Consider the following 21,013-nt stretch of genomic DNA (forward strand, 5'->3'; position numbering starts at 1 on the left):
CGCCGCCGCAGCCGCCGCGTCGCCGCCGGGCGTCAAACATGTGACCTATGTGCCGGAGGTGGTGAAGCGGCAATTGCGCGAGGACATCAAGAACGAGGTCATGGCTCAGGCCGAGAAAGAAAATTGGGCCTCGCCCGGCAAATATCCGGAATGGGCGTCGCGCATCCAGTTCTATGGCGACATGCGCCTGCGATATCGCGGAATCTACTATCCCAGCGGAAACGATCAATACGACGCTGTCAATTTCAATGCGATCAACACCGGTTCGCCCTATGATGTGAGCAAGACCAACCCCTATTACTATCCGACCTATGACGTCACGCAGAATCGCGATCAATTCCGCTTCCGCGGCCGACTCGGAATGGTCGCCGATCTTCACGATGGCCTTTCGGCTAGCCTGCGCTTTGCGGGAGGCGAGAATAATTCGCCCGTGTCGCAGAACCAGACCTTCGGCGCGAGCGGCGGCAATTTCTCGACATATTCCTTATGGATCGATCGCGCTTTCTTCAAATATCAGCCGCGCGAAGAATTTTCTCTGACCGCTGGGCGAATGGATAATCCATTTTGGTCGCCGACCGATCTCGTCTGGTATCGAGACATAGGATTCGACGGCTTCGCTGCGCGGGGCAAATACGAGATCGCCGAAGGCATTACCTCTTTCGTCGCCGGCGGAGCCTTTCCGGTCTTCAACACGGATTTGAACGCGGGAATCAATTTGCCGGCCTATGACGGCGGCCCTCCGACGAAGCTGCCGAGCCACGATAAATGGCTCTTCGCGGGGCAGCTCGGCGTCTCCGCCAAGCTCAATGATGATTATGCGTTCAAGATCGCCGCCGCCTATTATGATTTCAGCAAGGTGCAGGGAGAATTGTCGAGCCCGTGCCGCGTCTATAGCGCATCAGACGGGTGTAACACGGATCTGACGCGGCCGTCTTTCGCGCAGCGCGGCAACACCTACATGCCGCTGCGCTCGATCATCAGCGACACGTCGAACAGCGGCGGGACGACCGGTCAATATCAATATTTCGGACTCGCCCAGCAGTTTCGGCCGTTCGTCGCCTCCGGAGAGATCGACTTCGGACATTTCGATCCGGTACATGTCGTTCTGAATGGCGAGTATCTGGTGAACACGGCTTTCGACGGAAAGATCAGGCCGGATATTCTCGCGAACAATCTGACCGGGGCATTCCAGATAAGCGCCAACGAGTGGTATCCCGGCAATTACGTGGGCGGGAAATATGGCTATCTCGCGAGCGCAACTGTCGGACATAGGGAAATTCGTCGTCTCTGGGATTGGAATGTCTTTGCCGGCTACAAATATCTCGGGTCGGATGCGATGGTGGACGCGTTCGTCGACGCCGACTTCGGACTCGGCGGCACGAATCTGAAGGGCTATTTCGTCGGCGGAAATCTCGGAGTCGGCAAGAATGTGTGGCTGTCGCTGCGCTGGATGAGTGCGAATAGCATCTCCGGCGTCCCTTACGCCGTCGACGTTCTGCATGTCGATCTCAACGGGAAGTTCTGATGATGCGATTTCCGACGTTTTTTGTCGCCGTGTCGCTTGCGGCGTCGATGATCACGGGCGCACGAGCGGATTCGGAAGCGGATCGGCTTCGCGAGGCTCTACGTGGCGCGATCACGCAACAGCGCGCGCTGGAAGATCAGCGCGCCGCGCTGCAGGCCAAGCTCGCCGAGGCGGAGAGTGAACGCGCGCGACTCAAAGACCAAGTCGGCGCGGCCAAGGCGGAAGTCAAGCAAGTCGCGAAGCAGAATCGCGAAGCAATAGAGGAGTTCAATCGACGCATCGTAGAGCGAGACGAGACCTTAGAGAAGTGGAAGGCGGCCTATGAGGAGGCCGCCGATGTTGCGCGAGCCAAAGACGCGGAGCGCGCCAAATTCGAAGCGCAGGCCGCAGCATACAAGGCGAACGTCAAGAGCTGTAACGCGAAGAATGTCGAGCTGGTGAAGGTCGGCCGCGATTTGCTGGAGCGCTATGAGGCGGCGAATTTCGCGGATCTCGCTTTGGCGAGCGAGCCGCTCACGGGCGTGCGGCGCATCGAAATCCAAAATCTCCTGCAAGATTACAACGACAAGATCCTCGATCACAAGGTGAAGCCATGAGTCATGTGTTGTTCCGCGTTACGAGCCTTCTCCGAGTGACGTGCGCCGTCGGTCTCGCGGGGACGATCGGCTTCACCGTTGGCGCGCTGGCGGAAGCGCCCCCCGGCGGCGCCGTCGCTCCCAAGCTCAGACCTGCGCCGCAGGTGGCGAGCAAGCCGAAAGCGTCTCCGGAGGCCGTGAACGTCGACGGTAGATCGCGTGAGGACGTCGTCGCGCATGTCGGCGACAGCGACATCACCTCTGCGCAGTTGCGCGCCTATGTTGCGACGCTCGGCGCGCGCGAGCAGGCGGCGATCGCCAAAGAGCCGGCGCTGCTCAATCAGATGGTGCGTCTCATGCTCAATGAGCGTGTCGTGCTGCAGGAGGCGATCGCGAAGAAGTGGGACCAGCAGCCGCATGTCGCGGTCCAGCTCGAGCAATTGCGGGAGCGCGCGCTCGTAGAGCTCTATCTGCAGTCGGTCTCGATACCTCCGGCGAATTACCCGAGCGAGGAGGAGCTGCAGAAGACCTATGACGCAAATCGCAGCGTCTTCGTCGTTCCGCGGCAGTTTCAGCTCAGCCATATTTTCGTCTCGGCGCCGAAGGACGCCGACCGCGCGACCGAGGATAAGGCGAAGAAGGCGCTCGAAGAGATCGAGCGCAAGTTGAAGGCGGCGGGGGCCGACTTCATGGCGGTGGCGCGCGCCGGAAATGACGCCGGCGACGGGGGCGATCTCGGCTGGTTGTCGGAAGGTCAGATTCGACCGGAGATCCGCGCGCGTGTGACAGGTCTCGCCAAAGGGGCGGTTTCGGAGGCGATCCGCTTGGACGATGGTTGGCACATCGTCAAGCTGATCGATACGAAGGCGTCCTACACGCGTTCGCTCGCCGAAGCGCGCGACCAGCTCGCGCAACAAATGCGGACCGAGCGGGCGAATGTGTTGCGCCGCGCGTATGTCGCCGAGCTGCTGAAAAAGCGTCCGGCTGTCGTCAATGAAATCGCTTTGTCGAATCTGCTCGACAGCGTTCGCAAGTAACTTCATCTGGGAGGTCGTTCATGTCCGATATCCTCGTCACATCCTTGACGCTCGACGATCTGCGAGATCTTCTCCAGCAGGCGGGCTACCGCGTAGAAACGGTGACCGATCCGGTCGCGAATGTCGCTTATTTGCGCTCGGCGACCAGCGGTCTCTCCTTCGATATTCGACCTGGCAATCGCTTGGTCGGCGATGAGAGCGTGCGTTTCGCCGATATGGCGTTCGTGTCCGTTCTTCAAGTGAATGGCGAGTTGCCGCGAGACCTCGTCAACGACTGGAACGTCGCGCGACGGTTTTCGCGCCTCCAGTTGAGCGGGCCGTTCCTCGCGCTCTGCATGGATATTTCCGTTGTCGGTGGCGTGACGAAAAGCCATTTGCGGGCGCATGTCGAAATCTGGGACCAGCTCGCGCAGGAGCTCATCGTCTATTTGCGTGATCGGTTGCGAGGACCGCAAGCGAATGGGACCGGTCGCGGCGTGGAGGTGGATGTGGCCGCTCCGGCGAGCGACGATCCGGCGACGGGATTCGGCACGCACACGTCACATTGACATTCTCTCGCAAGATGCATGGCACCGACATGACACATCGCGTTCACGCTCCGATATCCGGTAGACATCGCTGCGGCTCGGCCGCCCGCCGAGAGTCGAAAGCATCGGCGCTAGGGCTCGCAAGGCCACAGGCGCGATCCTCGCGGCGTGTTCTGCTAGCGGGAGCGAGCGCGATCGCTTTGTCGTTCATACTCTTGCAAGGGCTCGGTGGCGCGGCCGCTCGGCCGCTCGGGCGCGCTTCCGGAGTGACCTCGGCGCCGACCGTCGCGGTCGACGCAGCGACGACAGAGGCGCAGCGGGCCGCGGCCATAGCCAAGCAGAGCCAGGGATCGCTGTTGCGCGCGACGCAGGCGATTCAGGCCATGCAAGCGGCGCAAGCGGCCGCGCGCGCGGCGGCGGCAGGGGCTACGAATTCGTCGATCGCCGATGGTCTCTCGGTCGGTGGCAATGGCAAGCTGCCGGGGCTCGTCGTCGATCCGCGTGTCGGAACGACTCCCGGGCTTTGGATCAACGCCGATCTGCCGACGCAATCGGCGACCGGTGGCAAGACCACTGTAACGATCAAGCAGAACGCCGCGCAGGCGGTGATGACCTGGGCCTATTACAATGTCTCGCCCAATACGACTGTCGTCTACGACCAGCAGGGCAATCCGAGCTGGGTGGCGCTGAACCGAATCGATGCGACGGGAACGCCCAGCCAAATCCTCGGCCAGATCAAGGCCGACGGCACGGTTCTCATCATCAATCCGAATGGCGTTATTTTCGGCGCCGGCGCGCAGATCAACGTTCATTCGCTGATCGCCTCCTCGCTCGACATGGACGGAACCACCTCGTCGAGCGTCTTCAATGGCGCCGCCGCCTACAATAAGATGACGCTGCATATCGACGGTCTCGGCGACATCGCGGCCTATGCGCCGTCGAACGAGGTCGCGGCCAATACGAATTTCGTCGGCGCCGATGCGGGGCAGGGACTTTTCCCGATCGCGACGGCGCTCGGGACGACGATCGGCAATTCCACCCGTTTTTCCACGGGGACGATCGCCGGGCAGACCATCGGCGCGGTCGTGGTCGAAAAAGGCGCGTCGATCGAGACCTCGGTCAATTCGACCGGCGACGGCGGCTACGTGGCGCTGCTCGCCCCCAATGTCACGAATTCCGGCTCGATCACGACGAAGAACGGCCAGATCATCCTCGCCGCCGAGGGGTCGGCGCTGCTCAGCGAGCCGCAGTCGACAGCGACGGGCGTGCGCACGGCGATTGTCGTCGATCAGGACTTTTCCGCCGGCACGAATCCGACGAATAAGACCTTCACCGTTTCTTATCAGGGCGCAGCGGTCAACGACGGCCTGCTGCTGGCGCCGAGCGGAAATGTGACGATCGCCGGCGGACCGATCAAGCAACTCGGCGTGTCGGCGGCGACGACGAGCGTGACGCGCCCCGGTTCGATCACGCTCTACTCGACGGACAATGTCGTCTTTGGGCCGAACAGCGTCACCGCCATTCTGCCGGACGAGGGGAGCGGCTCGGTTCCGAGCGGCACAGCTACCACCGACTATTTCGCGAGCAGCCTGCAGCCGCAAATTTCGATCACGGCCTTCAAAGGCGTCGACTTCCAATCCGGCGCGCTGCTGCGGGCGCCGAGCGCAGCGGTGAACGTGACTGCGCCCGAGGTGCTGCTCGAGACCGGCGCGACAATCGATGTCTCGGGTCTCGCCGATGTGCAGGTTCCGATCTCCAATTTCCTCGTGACCTTCGTCGTCACGCCCAATGAGATCGCCGATTCGCCGCTCGCCGCCGCCCTCGTCGGCAAGACGGTGACGATCGACACGCGGGTTGGCTCGCCGATCGTCGACGCCTCCGGCTACGCCAAGCTCATTCCCAAGTCGATCGACGAGATTTTGACGGTCGGCGGGTCGGTCAATGTCTCGGGGACGAATTTTATCCAACAGCCTGGCTCGATCGTCGATCTCTCTGGCGGCTATGTCACCTATACGGGCTCGGCGGTGAACACGACGCGGCTCGTCGGCGCGGACGGGCGCTTCTACGACATCGGCAGCGCCGATCCGACGATCCGCTATGTCGGCGTCACGGCGGGGAGCGGCTTCACGGTCGATCATTCGCGCTGGGGCGTGACCGAGACCTATGTCAACCCGCTATTGAACAGGTCGCGTTACGAGGCGAGCTATCTCGCCGGCGCCAGCGCCGGCTCTCTGTCGATCGCGGCGGCGCCGATTCTCGATGGGACGATTCTCGGCGAGACAGTGACCGGGCTGCGCCAGCGCGCCAATGCGCAGGGCGGCGGAACGGCGGTTCAGACATCGCTCGCGCAATTGCCGGCCGGCGCGTCGCTGACGATCACCTCGTCCAATGCCTTCGTGTCGAGCTATCTGCTCGAATCGAGCGCGGACGCCGGCGACGATTCTTACGGGCTCGCCTCGTATAGCTATGGCTCGAATTGGCGCGCGCCCTCGACCTTGCCCATTCTGACGGATCGGCTGTCCGAGACCGGTTTCGCCTCAATCACGATCCAAGGCTCCGGCACCCGTCAGCCGACAGTGAACATGGCCACGGGCGCTGTTCTGAAGGTTGCCTCGGGCGGCTCGGTCACCTTGACGAATGTCGAGACCATCGACGGCTCGATCATCGCGCCCGCCGGCAAGATCACGCTCTCCGGCCATATCTACAATAGCGACGTGACAGCCGCGTCGATTCCTGCCGATCTGGTGATTGGATCGAACGCGCTTCTCGACGTCCACGGGCTGTGGATCAACGACTCGGGGGCCGTCGGCGATCGGTTGCAGGGTTCCGCCTTCATAGACGGTGGCTCGATCAGCATCACCACTTTGGCCGCAACCTATCACCGAGGGCGGGCCGACACCGACAATGTCGACGCGACGCAGAGCATCATTCTGTCGCCGGGCAGCATCATCGATGTTTCGAGCGGCGGCTATGTCGGCTCCAACGGCAAATTGAAGCTCGGCTCCGATGGTCTGCCGGTCGGCAAGGGCGGAAGCCTCTCGCTGGTCACTTATTCGGGCGGATTCGTCGGGCTCAACAGTGATTATCAACCCTACAACGAGCCACCGACCAACGGCAATCAGCCCAATACGGCGACGGTGGTTCTCGGCGGCGCGATCTATTCCAATGGCTTCGACACGGGCGGAACCTTCACGCTGCAGGCCCCGACGATCACTATCGACGGGCAGGCGAACGCGATCACAACCTATACCTCCGGCGCGCGATCCGGCGAGATCGTCCTGCCGGCGAGCTTCTTCACCGACAATGGATTTTCCAACTATTCGCTGACCAGCGTCTATGGCAGCTCGACGGTGACCGCCGGCACGACCGTGCTCTTGCGGCAGGCGAATTATCTCGCGGCGAACGATGCGCTCTTATCGCTGCCGACAGGCGCGGTGCTGCGCGACGTCGCGACGGTCGGACTCGCGCCCGACGGATTGCGCAATCCCGTGAGCTTCGCGCTGCAGGAATATGGCTACATCTACGGCGGGACGGGACCGAGCACGACAGCGGGAACGCTGCTCGACGCCGGGGCCAGAATCATCGCGGAAGCGAATGCGACGCGGCAGGCGACGGTGACGCTGGCGGCCGCCGGCCCGGTCACCGTGCTCGGCGAGATCATCGCGCCCGGCGGCGACATCGTCCTGGCCAATACAGGCGTCTCGAGCGGTTCGACCGGGCCGACACAGACGGTGGCGCCGATGCAGCTCACCATCGGCGCCGACGCCGTGCTGGACGTGAGTGGTGTGTTCATTGCCGATCCGACCGTGACCGCCTATCGTACAGGCAGCGCGCTCGACGCCGGAACGATCACGCTGTTCGGCGATTCGGTCACTGCGCAGACGGGCTCGCGCTTCCTTCTCGACGGGACGTCGGCGGAGGTCGAGATTCCCTCCGGCGCGGGACTGTTCGGGCCGCGCTTCGCGACGCGAAATATATGGAGCGACGGCGGCGTCCTGCAGATCGGCGCGTCCTCTCTCTATTTCGCCGGCTCGGTCAGCGCGCATGGCGGCGGGGAGCTCGCGAATGGCGGCCTGTTCCGCATCGGAATACCGGCGTCCAGCGCGCCGAGCCTTCTTTCCAGCCGCGTGACCAACGGCTATGCGGGGCTTCCCGGCACGATAGTCGTCGAGCAGGCGGGCATCATCGACGCCGCGTTGGCATCGCACACGACCTTGCAGGGCAATGCCTTCATCGGCGTCGACACGCTGAACAATAGCGGCTTCGACTCGATCGAGCTGAACGCCGCGACCACGGTCGCCTTCGTCGGATCGCAGTCGATTCAGATGCGCGGATCGCTCATCCTCGGCGGCGACCTCACATTGCTGCCGGCGAGTGGCGGCGATCCATTGACCTATAGCGCCCCCTCGATCGGCCATACGACGGTGGATTTGAGCTCGGGCTATGTGTGGCTCGGTCAGATCACAACAGGAGCTGTCCTGCCTGCTGCGACAGTGAGCGATGGATCGATAAATATTTCGGCGCAATGGATCGACATCGGCAATCCGAATGCCGGCGCTGCTGGCTCGGGAGTCAACTTCCGTAATGTCGGCTCCGTCACGCTGAACAGCGCCGACGCGATCCGCCTGATGGGAGCGAACACTGCTACGAGCATAAACAATAATTTTACTGGTTCGCTCGGCGTCGCAGGCGATCTGACGCTGAAAGCGGCGGAAATCTATCCGACCAGCGGAACGAGCTTCACGCTGAAGGCGACCGGCACGATCGACATTGAGCAGAATGGCGTCGCCAGCGCGCCGCTGTCGGCCGGCGGAACGATCATCGTCGACGCCACGAACATCGTGCAGAACGGCACGCTCTGGGCGCCCTTTGGACAAATCGTGCTCGGCAATACGACGACGACGCAGAGCGTCACGCTCGGCGCCGGCAGCCTCACCTCCGTCTCGGGAGCTGGCTCGCTCATTCCTTATGGCTACACTGTCGACGGCGAGGTTTGGTACGTCGGACAAACCACGAGCAGCGGGGCCACTATTATTTATAACGGCTCCAGCCTCACCGCGAGCCCGACCAAGGCGATCACGCTCAACGGCGCCGATATCTCGACGTCCGCCGGAGCAAAGCTCGATCTCTCTGGCGGCGGAGACTTCTACGCCAGCGAATTCGTCGCCGGCACGGGCGGCAGCCGCAATGTGCTCGCCGGCTCCACGGTCTACGCCCTCGTTCCCACCTCCTCCGCCAAGGTCGCCGCCTATGATCCGACTTTCGCTGCGACCAATTCCGATATCGGCTCGGCGGCTTTTGCCTCGAGCCTGCTGAACGCGCCGGCCGGAACGGCGATCTATATCGCCGGCGGCAATGGGATAGCTGCCGGCTATTACACTCTGATGCCCGGCATGTATGCGACCTTGCCCGGCGCTTATCGCGTCACCGTCGCCTCCACATCAGTGAAGAGCGCGGCCGCGCAAAGCTACACGTCGATGGACGGCTCGCTCTATGTGACCGGCAATTTCGCCAATGTCATCAGCGGGACGCGATCCTCGCAAACCGTGCTGTTCCAATTGCAGTCGCAATCGACCTGGTCGCAATATTCGCAGATCGACATCACCTCCGGAACGAGCTTCATCCGCAATCTGGCGCTCACCGCCGGCACGGCCATTCCGCTTCTCCCGGTGGACGGCGGCTCCCTGACCTTCGCCGCGCGCAATTCGCTCTCCATCGACGCGGGCAGCCTGTTCGGCTTCGCCGCAGGCTCCAGTCCGCTCGCGCCGGATGTGGCCGGCGTCGGCGGGCAATTGGCGATCAGCGCGGCCAAGGTGCTCGTGCTCGGCTCCAAGGATATGGCGGCCCCGGCGGGGACGGACGGCTATCTGAAGCTCTACGCCGATCAACTCGACACTGTCGGCGCGACCACTCTGCTGATCGGCGGCTCGTCGGTCGTCGATACGTCGGGCAATCTCGTCGTGACCGGCGTCGCCACCGATGTCGAGATCGCCACCGACGCCGCTCACGCGCTGAGCGCGCCGCAGCTTCTCATCATGACCAAGGCGGGCGGCGGCGGCATTCTCGTCGACGACGGTAGCGCCATCGCCGCGATCGGAACCGTGCCGAGCGGAGGCGACCGGGCGATCGTCATTGGCGCCGATCCGGTCGCGCAGACCAACAGCAGCGGCGTCGTGACCTATACGGCGGGCGTGAGCGGGGAAGGCTCGCTGCTGCGCGTCTCTACTGGCGCGATGGTCACCGTGACCCGCAATTATCTGCCGGGTCTCTACACCGGATCCGGGCCCGCGCCGACCCCCGCCGCCACGCCCGGCAGCCTCGTCATCGGCGCCAATGTCTCCATCGACGGGGCGGCCGCCCTCACCCTCGATTCGAGCGGCGTCAATCGCGTCGGCCCCAACGCCGCGCTCATCGCCAAAGCCTTCGATCTTTCCGCCAAGGCGATCGAGTTCGGCGCCGATAGCAGTTCTGCCGGCCTCGCGCTGACCGATGCGATCATCGCCAATTTCGCCGGCGCGGATTCGGTTCGCCTGCGTAGCGCCTCGGCCTTCAATTTTCACGATGTCGGTGGCCTTTCCATCGGCGACTCCGCCCATCCGATCGGCCTGTTGACCTTCGACGGCGGCGGATTCTACAGCGAGGGGGGCGAGACCAGCGTCTACGCCTCTAATATCACGCTGACGAATACGCAGAGCGCCTCGACGACGACCAATGGGCTTTCGGGGACAGACGGAAAGCTGACCCTCGTCGCGAGCAAGACGATCACCCAGAGCGCCGGAACGATGACCGCGAACGGCTTCTCGACGATCGCGCTGCAGTCGGGAGAGGCGATCCGCTTCGCCGGAACGGGCTCGCTGACGGCGAGCAATGGTTCGGGCGTCGCCGATCTCGTCTTCTCCTCGCCCAATGTCATCGCCGTCTCCGGCTCGGCGCAGGCGCTGACGACGAGCGGCCTTTTGACCATTCTCTCGACGAGCGCGGCGGCTGCCGTCGATCCGACAGAGATCGGCGGCAGCCTGTCGCTGACGGCCGCGAGCATCGCGGATTCGGGCGCGATCACCGTACAGGCGGGAACCTTGTCGCTGACCGCGACGACGGGCGACGTGACTCTCGCCAACGGCGCCATCGTAAACGCCGCTGGCACGCGTATCGTGCTCGGCAACAGCACGGAATATTCGCCCGGCGGCGTGGTGAAGCTCGTCTCGCAGAAAGGAAATGTGACGATCGCGAGCGGCGCGAAGGTGGACGTCTCGGCTGCCAAAAATGCCGACGGATCTTCGGGCAACGGCTATGCGGGCGGAATTTATATCACGACCGCCAATGATGGGACGACGACGCTTCAGGGAACGCTCGACGGCTCGGCGGCCTATAAGGACGCGGGCGGAGCTTTCGTGCTCAGCACCGGGACCATCGTCGGCGATCTTCCGTGGGGCGGCTTCACCAGCCGCTTCGCGGCCGCGATCTATGAGCCGGGCGACATCGTCGTGCCGACAGGCGTGACGCTGAGCTCGACCGAGGTGCTGCTCGTCGCCAATCAGGGCAGCGTCATCGTCAATGGAAGGATCGACGCCAGCGGGCCGACCGGCGGCAGCATCGCGCTCTATGGCGCCGGAACGACGACGCTGGCCGCGACCGATCCCGGCGCTACGGGCGTCATCATTCGCTCCACCGCCAAGCTCGACGCCCACTATGTCGCGGCGGAGAAGGACGATCCGGGCTACGCCAATGGCGAGAGCGCGCAGAGCCAGCGCGGCGGCACGATCACCCTCGGCACGACGGGCGCCACGAATGGAACGCTGAATGCGACCTATGGCTACGAGAATGTGACGGGCTCGGGCGCCGTCAAGGTGGAGAGCGGCGCGATCTTCGACGTGAGCGGCGGTCCGGGCGGGGACGGCATCGACAATACCGGCGGCGCCGTCGTCGTGCGCGCGCCGATCCTGACGAACAACAATGTCAATGTCAGTTTCAAGGGCACTGTCGTCACCAATGCGGACTCTAGCGGGAACGCCAGTGGCCAGGGCGTCGTCCTCGATGCTTTCGCAGTGTGGAGCACGACCGATTCCTGCACGCTCATTTCGGGAGGCTGCGGCTCGATCACGACCGTCGCGCAATATAATGCGCTGACGGCGGCGCAAAAGGCGCAGATGCAGCAGCATTTCGACGGGATCATCGATCCGGCGGGCTTCTTCAGCGGAGCGGGCGCGCAGATCATCTCGGCGACGTCCGGCCTCTATCCCTCTTCGACTTATGCGGCGCCGGCCAGCGGCGCCTATCTGCCGCATGTCGGCTTTTATCAGAACACGCTGCTCAATTTCGTCGAGAATCCGTTCAGCGGCAATGCGGCGGCGGTGGCGGCCGATTTCGCGGAGGCCAAATTGCAGGTCGGCGACAGACCGGCGACGGCCTTGCCCTCGACCTCCCTGCATCTGCGGCCGGAGGTCGATCTCGTCAATCCGTCCAGCAGCATCAATGGCGGCAATGTGACCGTCGCCTCCAATTGGAACCTCGGCGCCGGCGTCTACAATACGGCGACGGGCGCCTTCTCGCTCTATTACCGGACGACCAATGGCGGCGAGCCGGGCGTGCTGACGTTGCGGGCCGCGAATAATATCCAGCTGAACGCTACGATCAGCGACGGCTTCTATGAAACCAGCGATCCGTTCTTCGCGGCCGCGGTGGCGAGCAGCCTGGCCAGCAACGATCCATCTCTCGCCCTGGCGACGACCCGGTACACGAGCAGGAACCTGTATGGGACGGCCGCCTATATGCCGGGGATGACATCCATCTATGCGCCCCCCACCGTGTTTCCGTCTTCCTATGGCACGGTCGCGCAAAATACATGGTATGCGCAGTATTACTATTACTATGCGAATACGACGATTCCCTATATCAACATTCTCGGTCGCGGCGCGAGCTCGCTCTATATCACGACCAACGCCTCTGGCTCCGGCACATTCGACAATGATCCCACTCATTATTCATCCTACGCCGCCTATGTGGCCGCTTATAACACCTATTATGTGGGCTCGCGCTATGTCACCGGCGTCGCAGGCATCGCGAACGAGGCGACCCAGACATTCTCGACGCCGGCAAGCTCGTCGAATGGAACAACGCAAAATCTGACCAATTTCGACAATAACCCGACCCATTACACGAGCTACGCCAATTACGTCTCCGCCTATAAAACCTACTCCGCCGCATTGGCGACATATCTCAAGACCTACTATGGTATATATAGCCAAGCGCCGGTCAACAGCAGCGTCGATCCGAGGACCTATCCTTCGACCATTCTCGCGCCGATACCGCCGGTCTACGGCAGTGTCTATTCCGGCGGCGCGACCGAGACCGCATCGCAATTCACCACCGACTATGTGACCAACTACGCCACGGGAACATCTTCCGCGTACTACAATTTTATACTTTTTTACAACGGCAACAAGGTCGAGCCGGGCAATGTGACCGGCAGCGCCGCGAATACGACCGGCAAGACCGCCCTGTGGCTCGCCGTTCTGCCCTATCTTCCCACCACCTCGGAAACGCCGCCGATCGTCCTCGCCTCGAGTGCCCAGCCGGGCCCCGCCAACGCCATCGCCAATAATCCCGCCAGCAATGTCACGACGGATAGTTTGGGCAATGCGGTGACGATCAAGGATTACAACACGACGTCGGCGGCGAGCCTGATGCCGGCGAGCTTCGGGGCCAGCTCGTCCTATGATTTCGTCGCTGGCGCCTATTTCGGTGTGGGCGGCGCCTCCTCCGTCGATCCCAACGCAGTCGTCGCGCTGAGCGGCGCGATCGACCCCAAGGCGCCGACCGCCAGCATCGTGATCAACGGCCACACCTCCTATACGGACCCGCTCGACACGACGAAGACGATCTCCATACCGACGATCGTGCGGACCGGCACGGGATCGATCACGCTGACGGCGGCCGGCAATGTCGAGTTCACCGATCCGATCGTTCAAGGCGCCGTCTATACGGCCGGCGCCGCAACGACGACGCCCGCCGACTATAATGCGCCGACCCTGGCGAGCGCCTATAACGCCAATCCCAACGGGCTGGTCTCGACGCCGGCCTGGGGGACAGGCGGTGGATCGATCACCGTCGTGGCGGGAGGCTCCATCATCGGCGTCGCCGCGGCGACCGAGAGCGAGACTTGGGCCGACTGGCTCATTCATTACGGCTCGTCGGACGGCGACAGCACGCCCTTCTCCGGCTGCGCGGCGACCGGCGCCACCGCCTGCCAGACGGCGGCCTGGGTCAATTATGCGACCTTCTTCCAGAATTTCGGCGCGCTCGGCGGCGGCGACATCACGCTGCGGGCCGGACGCGACATCACCGATATTTCCGCCTCCCTGCCGGAGACGATGGTCGTCGCCGGAGGCTTCACCGCCGCCGATCCGGCTCACGCCATTTATTACGGCGGCGGCAATCTGCTCGTGCAGGCGGGCGGGAATCTCAATTCCAGCGCCTTTCTGGTCGGGAGCGGCGCGGGCCTCATCGAGGTCGGCGGCAATGTGCAGCAGACCGCCGACAATCCGATCACCAGCGCGAAGGACGCGGCGCCCTATCCGCTGCTGCTCGCCGCGCAGGACGGCTATATTTCCGTCATCGCCAAGGGTGATCTAACGCTCGGCGCGCTGCTCGATCCGACGACGACTTTAGAAAATGGCGTTGGTAATGACTATGTGCAGAGCCTGACTCCCGGCCAAGCCAACTATCGGCCTGGCTCCGGCCTAGCGAACGTCTTCACCAGCTATGGCGCGCAGGCGGGTCTCTCACTCACCAGCATTACGGGCGATGTGAAGGCGGTGACAGTGGCGGCCGTAGGGCTCTTCCCGTCCCTCCTGTTGCCGCCGCGCCTCGAGATCGCGGCGTTGCAGGGCGATATCACTGGCCGCGGAGGGACGATCCTCGCCTATCCCACCGACAGCCTGGGACATAACACAGCGAGCTTGACGCTCGCGGCGGCGGGCTCGATCAATATCGATCTTACCGTGGGCGCTCCGACGCCGAGGGCGATCGACAGCAGTGTCGGCGGATACGTCAATCCGCTCGGCGTCTCCTTCTACACGCTCGCTTCGACGGAGCTGACGAACAGCGCGCCGATCCTTGTCAGCGCAGGCATGAACCTCGACGGGTCCCTCACCGTCGAACGGCCGGCGCAGATTCTCGCGGGCCACGACATAGGCGACACGCAGTTCACCTTCACCGGCCTTAATTTCACCGATGCGGATGTGACGAGCGTCGTCGCCGGCCGTGATCTCTCGGGCCAATATTATCTCTACGGCCCGGGCGCGCTCCTCCTCGAGGCCGGCCGCAATATTCGCAAGCCGCTGGGAAGCAGCGGTTTTGCCTCCTTCAGCGTCAACACGATCGGCAATGGCTCGGGCGGCGGGAGAGCCGCCGGCCAGCTCGCGACGCTGAAGAGCTATCTGCCGGAAGATGGCGCGGACATCACCATGCTCTATGGGATCGCCAAGGGCGTCGATTACGCCTCGGCGATATCGGCCTATGTCGATCCCGCCTCGGCGGGAACGAGCGGCATAGACTTCCTCTCCTTCATCGCCGCCAGCCTCGGCCAGTCGCGCGATCGGGCCTGGGCGAGCTTCCAGACTCTCGACGAGACGCATCAGCATCTCCTCGTCGACAAGGCCTTCCTGCAATTCCTCACGCAGGTGGTGACGGATTATCGCAATTCCTCGAGCGACTATTACGGCAAATATGGCCGCGCCTATGAGGCGATTGGAACGCTGTTCCCGAATGGACTCGGCTATGCGAACGACGGCAGCGGCGGCTCCGATCTTTCGGCGATCGGAAGGCTGGTCATGCCCTTCTCGCTGGTCGAGACGCAGGCCGGCGGCGACATCAATATCATCGGACCCAATGGCGGCATTCGCGTCGGCTCGGCCGGCCGCGATACGCTGAAGCCCAATCAGGAAGGCATATTGACTTTGCGCGGCGGCTCGATCCGCATCTACACGGATCAGACCGTGCTCTTGAACCAGAGCCGCATCATGACGCAGCAGGGCGGCAATGTGGAGATATTCAGTGGGAATGGCGACATAAGCGCGGGCTCGGGGCCGAAGACCTATGTCGCCAATCCGGTGCTGAGCGAGGTCTGCAACTACATCGCCGGCTATTGCTCGGTCAATCCGCAAGGCCTCGTGACTGGCGCGGGCATCGGCGCCATCGTCACCCTGCCGACGCAGGACCCGAGCCTTTCCAACGCTTTCCTCTCCGCGCCGAAGGGCACGGTGGATCTGGGCGCAGCGGGCGTGCGGGCGGCGGGCAATCTCACCATTGTCGCGCAACGGGTCACCAACGCCTATAATGCGCAAGTGGGCGGAACCGCCTCTGGCCTGACGACGGTGACGACGGGGCCGAATGTCGGCGCGCTGACCTCGGCCTCCAACACAGCGGGCGCGGCGGCCAAGGCGGTGGCGACGCCGCAGGCTGGCGCCGGAGGCTCCGACACGCCCTCGATCATCACTGTCGAGGTGCTGGGCTATGGCGGCTCCGATCGCGGGGACACTCCGGCGGGCGGCGGCGCGAGCGTGACGCCGACGAGCGCCGGCTCGGGTTCGCCCGAGACGCCGCCGCCGGCGAATGGCGCCGGCTCGCAGAGCGACAGGGCGCGGCGCTCGAGGTGAGCCGCGCGGCGTCGATCCGAACCCGGATCGACCCGCCAACGCGCACGCGGCTCCGAGCGAGCGTGAAAGCTCGCTTGTCGAAGCATGAGAATGCAGGGCATGAGAAGAGGCGAGAAGCCGTTCGCCTGATCGGGAGCAGGCCGGCGCGATCGACCGGATCTCTCTAAAGCGTTCCTTTTGGGTTTTGCTAATCGAAAAACATGCTGCCGGCGACATCTCGTCTAACAGGCAAGGGCCGGCTCGCCGCGCCGAAAGCGGAGACGGTCGAAAACGCGATCGCCGGAAAGAATCCCGTCGCAAAAAAAACCGGGCGCGCCTTTCGGCGCGCCCGGCGGTTCGATCGAGATCGATAGTTTTTATTGCGCGCCGGTTCCGCTCACGCTCGCACAACCGTCGGTGAAGAACCCGTCGTAGGCGGTGATCGTCGCCGAGCTGGCCGCCGTTCCGAGATAAGTGTCGCCGATTTTCTGGGCCCAGCTGCCGGCCCCAGTCGACAGAGCCTTGAAGCCGTTGTTGGCGGTAATCGTCGCGGCGTTGCCCGCCGTCAGACCATAGTGCCACTTCAGATAGCCCAGAAGATCGGAAACGCGGGTCGCGGCGGGAGTGGAATCCCGGCCGACGCCGTAGCAGCTATAGACATAGAGATAGGCCGTGCCGACCAGGGAATAAGCACCCGTCGCCGGCGCCAGCGGGAGCTTCGAGCGACCGGTGATGTCGACCGACACGCCGGTGCCCGGCAGATAGGTGGTCGCCGGGAAGGTCTGAGCATAGACGTTCCAGTCGGCGAAGTTCGCGCTGGCCGGCAGCGAGAGAACTCCCCAAGCCGCGTCGGCGCTCGTCGGCGTCGCCGCGATGAAGTTGGTCGACGACACGCCGGGGTGGGTGACGCCGGCCGAACGCTGATAATCGTTCTGCAGGCTGGCGGCGTGCGGGATCGTCGTCGCGGTGGACGGATTATAGGGCGCGACGAAGTCGTTGCTCAGATAGCCGATATAGCCGTAGTTCGCCGAGGTGTTGCCGATCGCCGCCGCGACCGCATCGCTGCCGTCGGCGCCAGTCGTGTTGAGGCTGCGGCCATAGGCCGTCACTTTGTTGATGAGCTGCGTGAAGTTGTTGTTCGGCAGGGCGCTCGTCGAGAAGATCGACACATAGCCGTAAGTGTTGCTCGGGTCGAGCAGCGGGCAGACCGTCTTCAGATAGTTGGTGAAGATGAAGCTGGTGCCGCTGCCGTCCGAACGATAGACGATTTTGATCTGCTTGCTGGCGCTGGCGTAGGCCGTGCCGCCGCCCGTGCCCGGCGTGCCGGCCGTGCTGGCGGCGTGCCAGGTGTTGGCGTCGGCGAAGCCTTCAGTGCCCGCCACGCCAGTGCTCGAGAGCGTCGGGATGGTGGCGGTGGAGTTCCAATCCGTCACGAGGCCCGAGAAGATCGCGCAGACCTGCGCGGTCGAGAGCTGGATGCGTCCGCCCGCGGCCGTGGTGGAGAACTGCGACTTGATGGTCCAGGTCGTTCCGCCGGCCGTCGTCGTGCCCGTGGACTGATCGACCGCCGGCAGATTGACGGCGATGGCGACCGGCGCCTCGAACAGCGGCAGCTGGATCGGATCACCGACGTCGGCCGTGGGGAAGCTCGTCGAGCCATTGGCCGCCGTCGTGTGGTTGATCTGGTCCCAGAGATAGACGGTGGTGGTGTAGCCGCTCACGAAATTCGAGGGGAGCGGAGAATCGCTCGCGCCGAAGTCGATGCGCGGATAGGGGTAGGAGGTGAAGCCGAGGGTGTAGTCGGGGTTGGCGGCCGGATCCAGGCCGGCGCCGCGGAAGCCCTGCGACGGGTCGTTGGAGATATACACGCGCTGGCCCGAGCCGCTGCCGATGCCGGCGTAGAGGAGGAGAACGCTCGAGCTAGAAGCGGTGTAGTAATCGGCGCTGAGCTGGCGCTCCGCGAGCGAGGCGAGCGTGCTGCCGCCGCCGAAGATGCCGTCGGTGGCGAGGGCCGGCTGGGCGCCGATCAACGCGAGGGTCGAAAGCGCGAGAGCGGAGCTCCCGTTACGCAGAGCTTTGCTGAAAGAAAGAGCAGACATGTGCTTCTCCTAATGGATCATCGCGTAGGGCTGCGCGAAAGGGTCGGCCTCCTCGACGGAGGCCGCCCGATCCCTGTTCAAAAATGACGTTCTTGTTACAGTTGTCCGACAAGTAGATGATATAGAGGCGTAGTTGATACTTAGTACGCTTGGCCTCTTTTCTCGTCCTTTGTCGCTATTGCGCCGCCTTACACCCTATAGACGGCCAAATCCGGTCGATCGCGAAGAAAAAAATTGCGGATTTTTTGGCAAAAAGGAGTCGCTGCGAACGCAGAGCCTCTTTATATTTCGTCGGTCATTCGATTGATTGATCTCCCGGGAGATTTGTGAAATGGCCGAAACTCCAGGCTTTTTCCAGCCGCCGACCTATCGCGCGCAGGCGCGCATGGAACTCGGGGCCTTTCGTCCCGTCACGCCCGCCGCCGGCAACGAGGTCGTCGCGCCGACGCCGCCCCCGCAGCTCGCGCGCGCGCGCAAGCAATATGCGCGCGGCGTCGAACATGCGCGCGCTGACCGCTGGCGCGAGGCGCTGCGGTTTTTCGAGGAGGCCGCGCGCTGCGCGCCCGATCAGCCGAACTATCATTATGTGCATGGCGTCGCTCTATGTCGCCATGATCGCTTCGATGAGGCGATCGGCGCGTTTCAGCTCGAATTGAAAGTGACGCCGGAACATGCGCCCTCCTTGACCGAGATCGGCACCTGCCTCGCGCGGACGGGGCGCACCCGGCAGGGCATTCCCTTTTTGCAGAGGGGCCTCGCGCGAATTCCCCATCTGCCGCTGGCGCAATTCAGCCTCGGCCTCGCGCTGCTGACCGAGCGTCGGCCCAAGGACGCGATCATCGCCCTGAGTTCCGCGTTGACCTACGACGGCGCCTATGCGGACGCCTATCGCATGCGCGGCCTCGCCCTCACGATGGAGGGCGAGCACGACAAGGCCGTCGACGATCTGCAAGCGGCCGCCGCGCTGGACAGCAAGAACCATCGCGCGCTTCTCGATCTCGGCATGAGCCTCGGCGCGAATGCGCGAGAGCAGCAGGCGGCGCGCCTGTTCGAGATGGCGGCGAAAGTGGCGCCGGATATCGCGCTGCCGCAATATGTCTATGGCAATTTCCTGATCAATCATCGTTTCTTCGAGGCCGGTCTCCGATATGTCGATCGCGCCATCGAACTCGATCCTCTGCAAGCCGAGCCCTATGTCGGCCGCGGCTTCGGCCTGCTCGGACAGGGGCGCATCGACGAGGCGGTCGCGGCCTATCGGCGGGCCGGAGAGCTCAAGCCGGAGAGCGCTCAAATCGCCGGAACGCTGCTGTTTGCTCTGCAGCATTATCCGGGCGTCACCAAGCAGGACCTGCTCGATGCGCATAAGAGATGGGCGGCGCTCTACCGTCCGGCGGCGCCGCGCGACAAGGTCGCTTTCAGCAATGATCCCGATCCAGCGCGCAAGCCCCGTCTCGGCCTCGTCTCCGCCGACATGCACCGCCATGCGGCGGCCTTCCTGACGCTGCGCGCCTTCGAGCAGCTCGCGGCCCTCGGCTATGAGATTTTCTGCTACAAGACCGACAGGAAGCGCGAGGACGATGATTTCAGCGAGCGCTTCAAGGCCGCGGGCAAATTCTGGCGCGACGTCTCCGACCTCGACGATGCGGCTTTCGCCGCGCTGGTCGAGGAGCACAAAATCGACATTCTCTTCGATCTCGCCGGACATACCGCCGGCAATCGCCTCTCCGTCTTCGCGCAACGCGCGGCGCCGATTCAATTGAGCTGGGCAGGCTATGTCGGCACCATCGGTCTCGACACCTATGACGGCGTGATCGCCGATCCGGTCGAGATTCCGCCGCAGGACGATGAATTCTACGCCGAGCCTGTCATTCGCCTGCCCGATTGTTACGTCTGCTATCATCCGCCGACCAATGCGCCGGATGTGGCGCCGCTTCCCGCGCTGGAAAAGGGCGCGATCACCTTCGGCTGCTTCAATCGTCCGGCCAAGATCAATTCCGAGGTCGGGCGCGCCTGGGCGCGCATCGTCGAGCAGTTGCCCGGCGCGCGCATCCTCATGGTCTATGGCGGTCTGAACGAGAGCGCCACGCAGAAGGCGCTCTACGACGTTCTCGAGAAGGGTGGCCTGTCGCGCGAGCATGTCGAGCTCGTCGGCGGCGCCGAGCAGCCCATATTGCTCGACGCCTACGCAAACAGGGTGGACCTGGCGCTCGATCCGTTTCCCTATTCTGGCGGCGTCACGACGCTCGAAGCCATGTGGATGGGCGTGCCGACGGTCACTTTCGTCGGCGACACTTTCGCCGGCCGCCATTCGGCGACGCATCTTTCGGCTGCGGGCCTCGCGGACTTCTGCACATATTCGATCGACGATTATGTGGCGCTCGCCGTCGATTGGGCGAAGCGGCCTCAGGATCTCGCGGCCTTGCGCGCCGGCCTGCGCGACAAGGTCGCGGCCTCGCCGCTGAATGATCCGGTCCGTTTCGGACAGAATCTCTCGAACGAATTGTCTCGTCTCTGGACGCAATGGAGCAATCAGCGCCGCGCGCGCGATGCAGCCGGCGTGGGCGCGGTCGTGGCGAGTCCGCTTTTTCAATGCAATCGAATTGTATTCGGGTGAA

7 protein-coding genes are annotated in these 21,013 nt (G+C 63.6%); 6 read left to right on the forward strand and 1 reads right to left on the reverse strand.

The genetic code is table 11. The annotated features are described in order from the left end of the window. The 5 genes from A1351_RS07850 to A1351_RS07870 form a co-directional block, all read left to right on the forward strand. Window positions 1–1,525, forward strand: a 1,525-nt coding sequence (locus tag A1351_RS07850) for a putative porin (protein WP_064032702.1), incomplete at its 5' end; no start/stop codon positions are given. 2 nt (window positions 1,526–1,527) lie between these two features. Beyond that, on the forward strand, window positions 1,528–2,121 hold the full coding sequence (locus A1351_RS07855) for a hypothetical protein (RefSeq protein ID WP_064032710.1): 594 nt from the start codon (window positions 1,528–1,530) through the stop codon (window positions 2,119–2,121). Window positions 2,122–2,156: 35 nt separating this feature from the next. After that, window positions 2,157–3,137: a peptidylprolyl isomerase gene (locus tag A1351_RS07860; RefSeq protein ID WP_245291615.1), complete on the forward strand. Its 981-nt coding sequence runs from the start codon at window positions 2,157–2,159 to the stop codon at window positions 3,135–3,137. A gap of 20 nt (window positions 3,138–3,157) precedes the next feature. Further along, entirely contained in the window at window positions 3,158–3,685 is a 528-nt protein-coding gene (locus tag A1351_RS07865) for a YbjN domain-containing protein (RefSeq protein ID WP_064032704.1), read from the forward strand. 245 nt (window positions 3,686–3,930) lie between these two features. Beyond that, window positions 3,931–16,320 carry a filamentous haemagglutinin family protein gene (locus A1351_RS07870; protein WP_198162282.1) on the forward strand — a complete coding sequence of 4,130 codons (12,390 nt, stop codon included), beginning with the start codon at window positions 3,931–3,933 and terminating at the stop codon, window positions 16,318–16,320. A gap of 356 nt (window positions 16,321–16,676) precedes the next feature. Here A1351_RS07870 and A1351_RS07875 read toward each other — a convergent pair whose 3' ends face one another. Further along, complete coding sequence (locus tag A1351_RS07875) at window positions 16,677–18,398, reverse strand: substrate-binding domain-containing protein (protein ID WP_083967223.1); 1,722 nt, start codon at window positions 18,396–18,398, stop codon at window positions 16,677–16,679. A 331-nt stretch (window positions 18,399–18,729) separates the two neighbouring features. Between A1351_RS07875 and A1351_RS07880 the strand changes: the two genes are divergently transcribed. Next, complete coding sequence (locus A1351_RS07880; RefSeq protein ID WP_024881702.1) at window positions 18,730–21,012, forward strand: tetratricopeptide repeat protein; 2,283 nt, start codon at window positions 18,730–18,732, stop codon at window positions 21,010–21,012. Window position 21,013: the final 1 nt, after the last annotated feature.

Origin of the sequence: Methylosinus sp. R-45379 (genome assembly GCF_001644125.1) — a bacterium.
Lineage (GTDB): Bacteria > Pseudomonadota > Alphaproteobacteria > Rhizobiales > Beijerinckiaceae > Methylosinus.

Bases quoted from the DNA above. Each gene is read 5' to 3' on its own strand.
- A1351_RS07855 (WP_064032710.1), top strand. From the start codon at position 1,528: ATGCGATTTCCGACGTTTTTTGTCGCCGTGTCGCTTGCGGCGTCGATG.
- A1351_RS07865 (WP_064032704.1), top strand. From the start codon at position 3,158: ATGTCCGATATCCTCGTCACATCCTTGACGCTCGACGATCTGCGAGAT.
- A1351_RS07875 (WP_083967223.1), bottom strand. From the start codon at position 18,398: ATGTCTGCTCTTTCTTTCAGCAAAGCTCTGCGTAACGGGAGCTCCGCT.
- A1351_RS07880 (WP_024881702.1), top strand. From the start codon at position 18,730: ATGGCCGAAACTCCAGGCTTTTTCCAGCCGCCGACCTATCGCGCGCAG.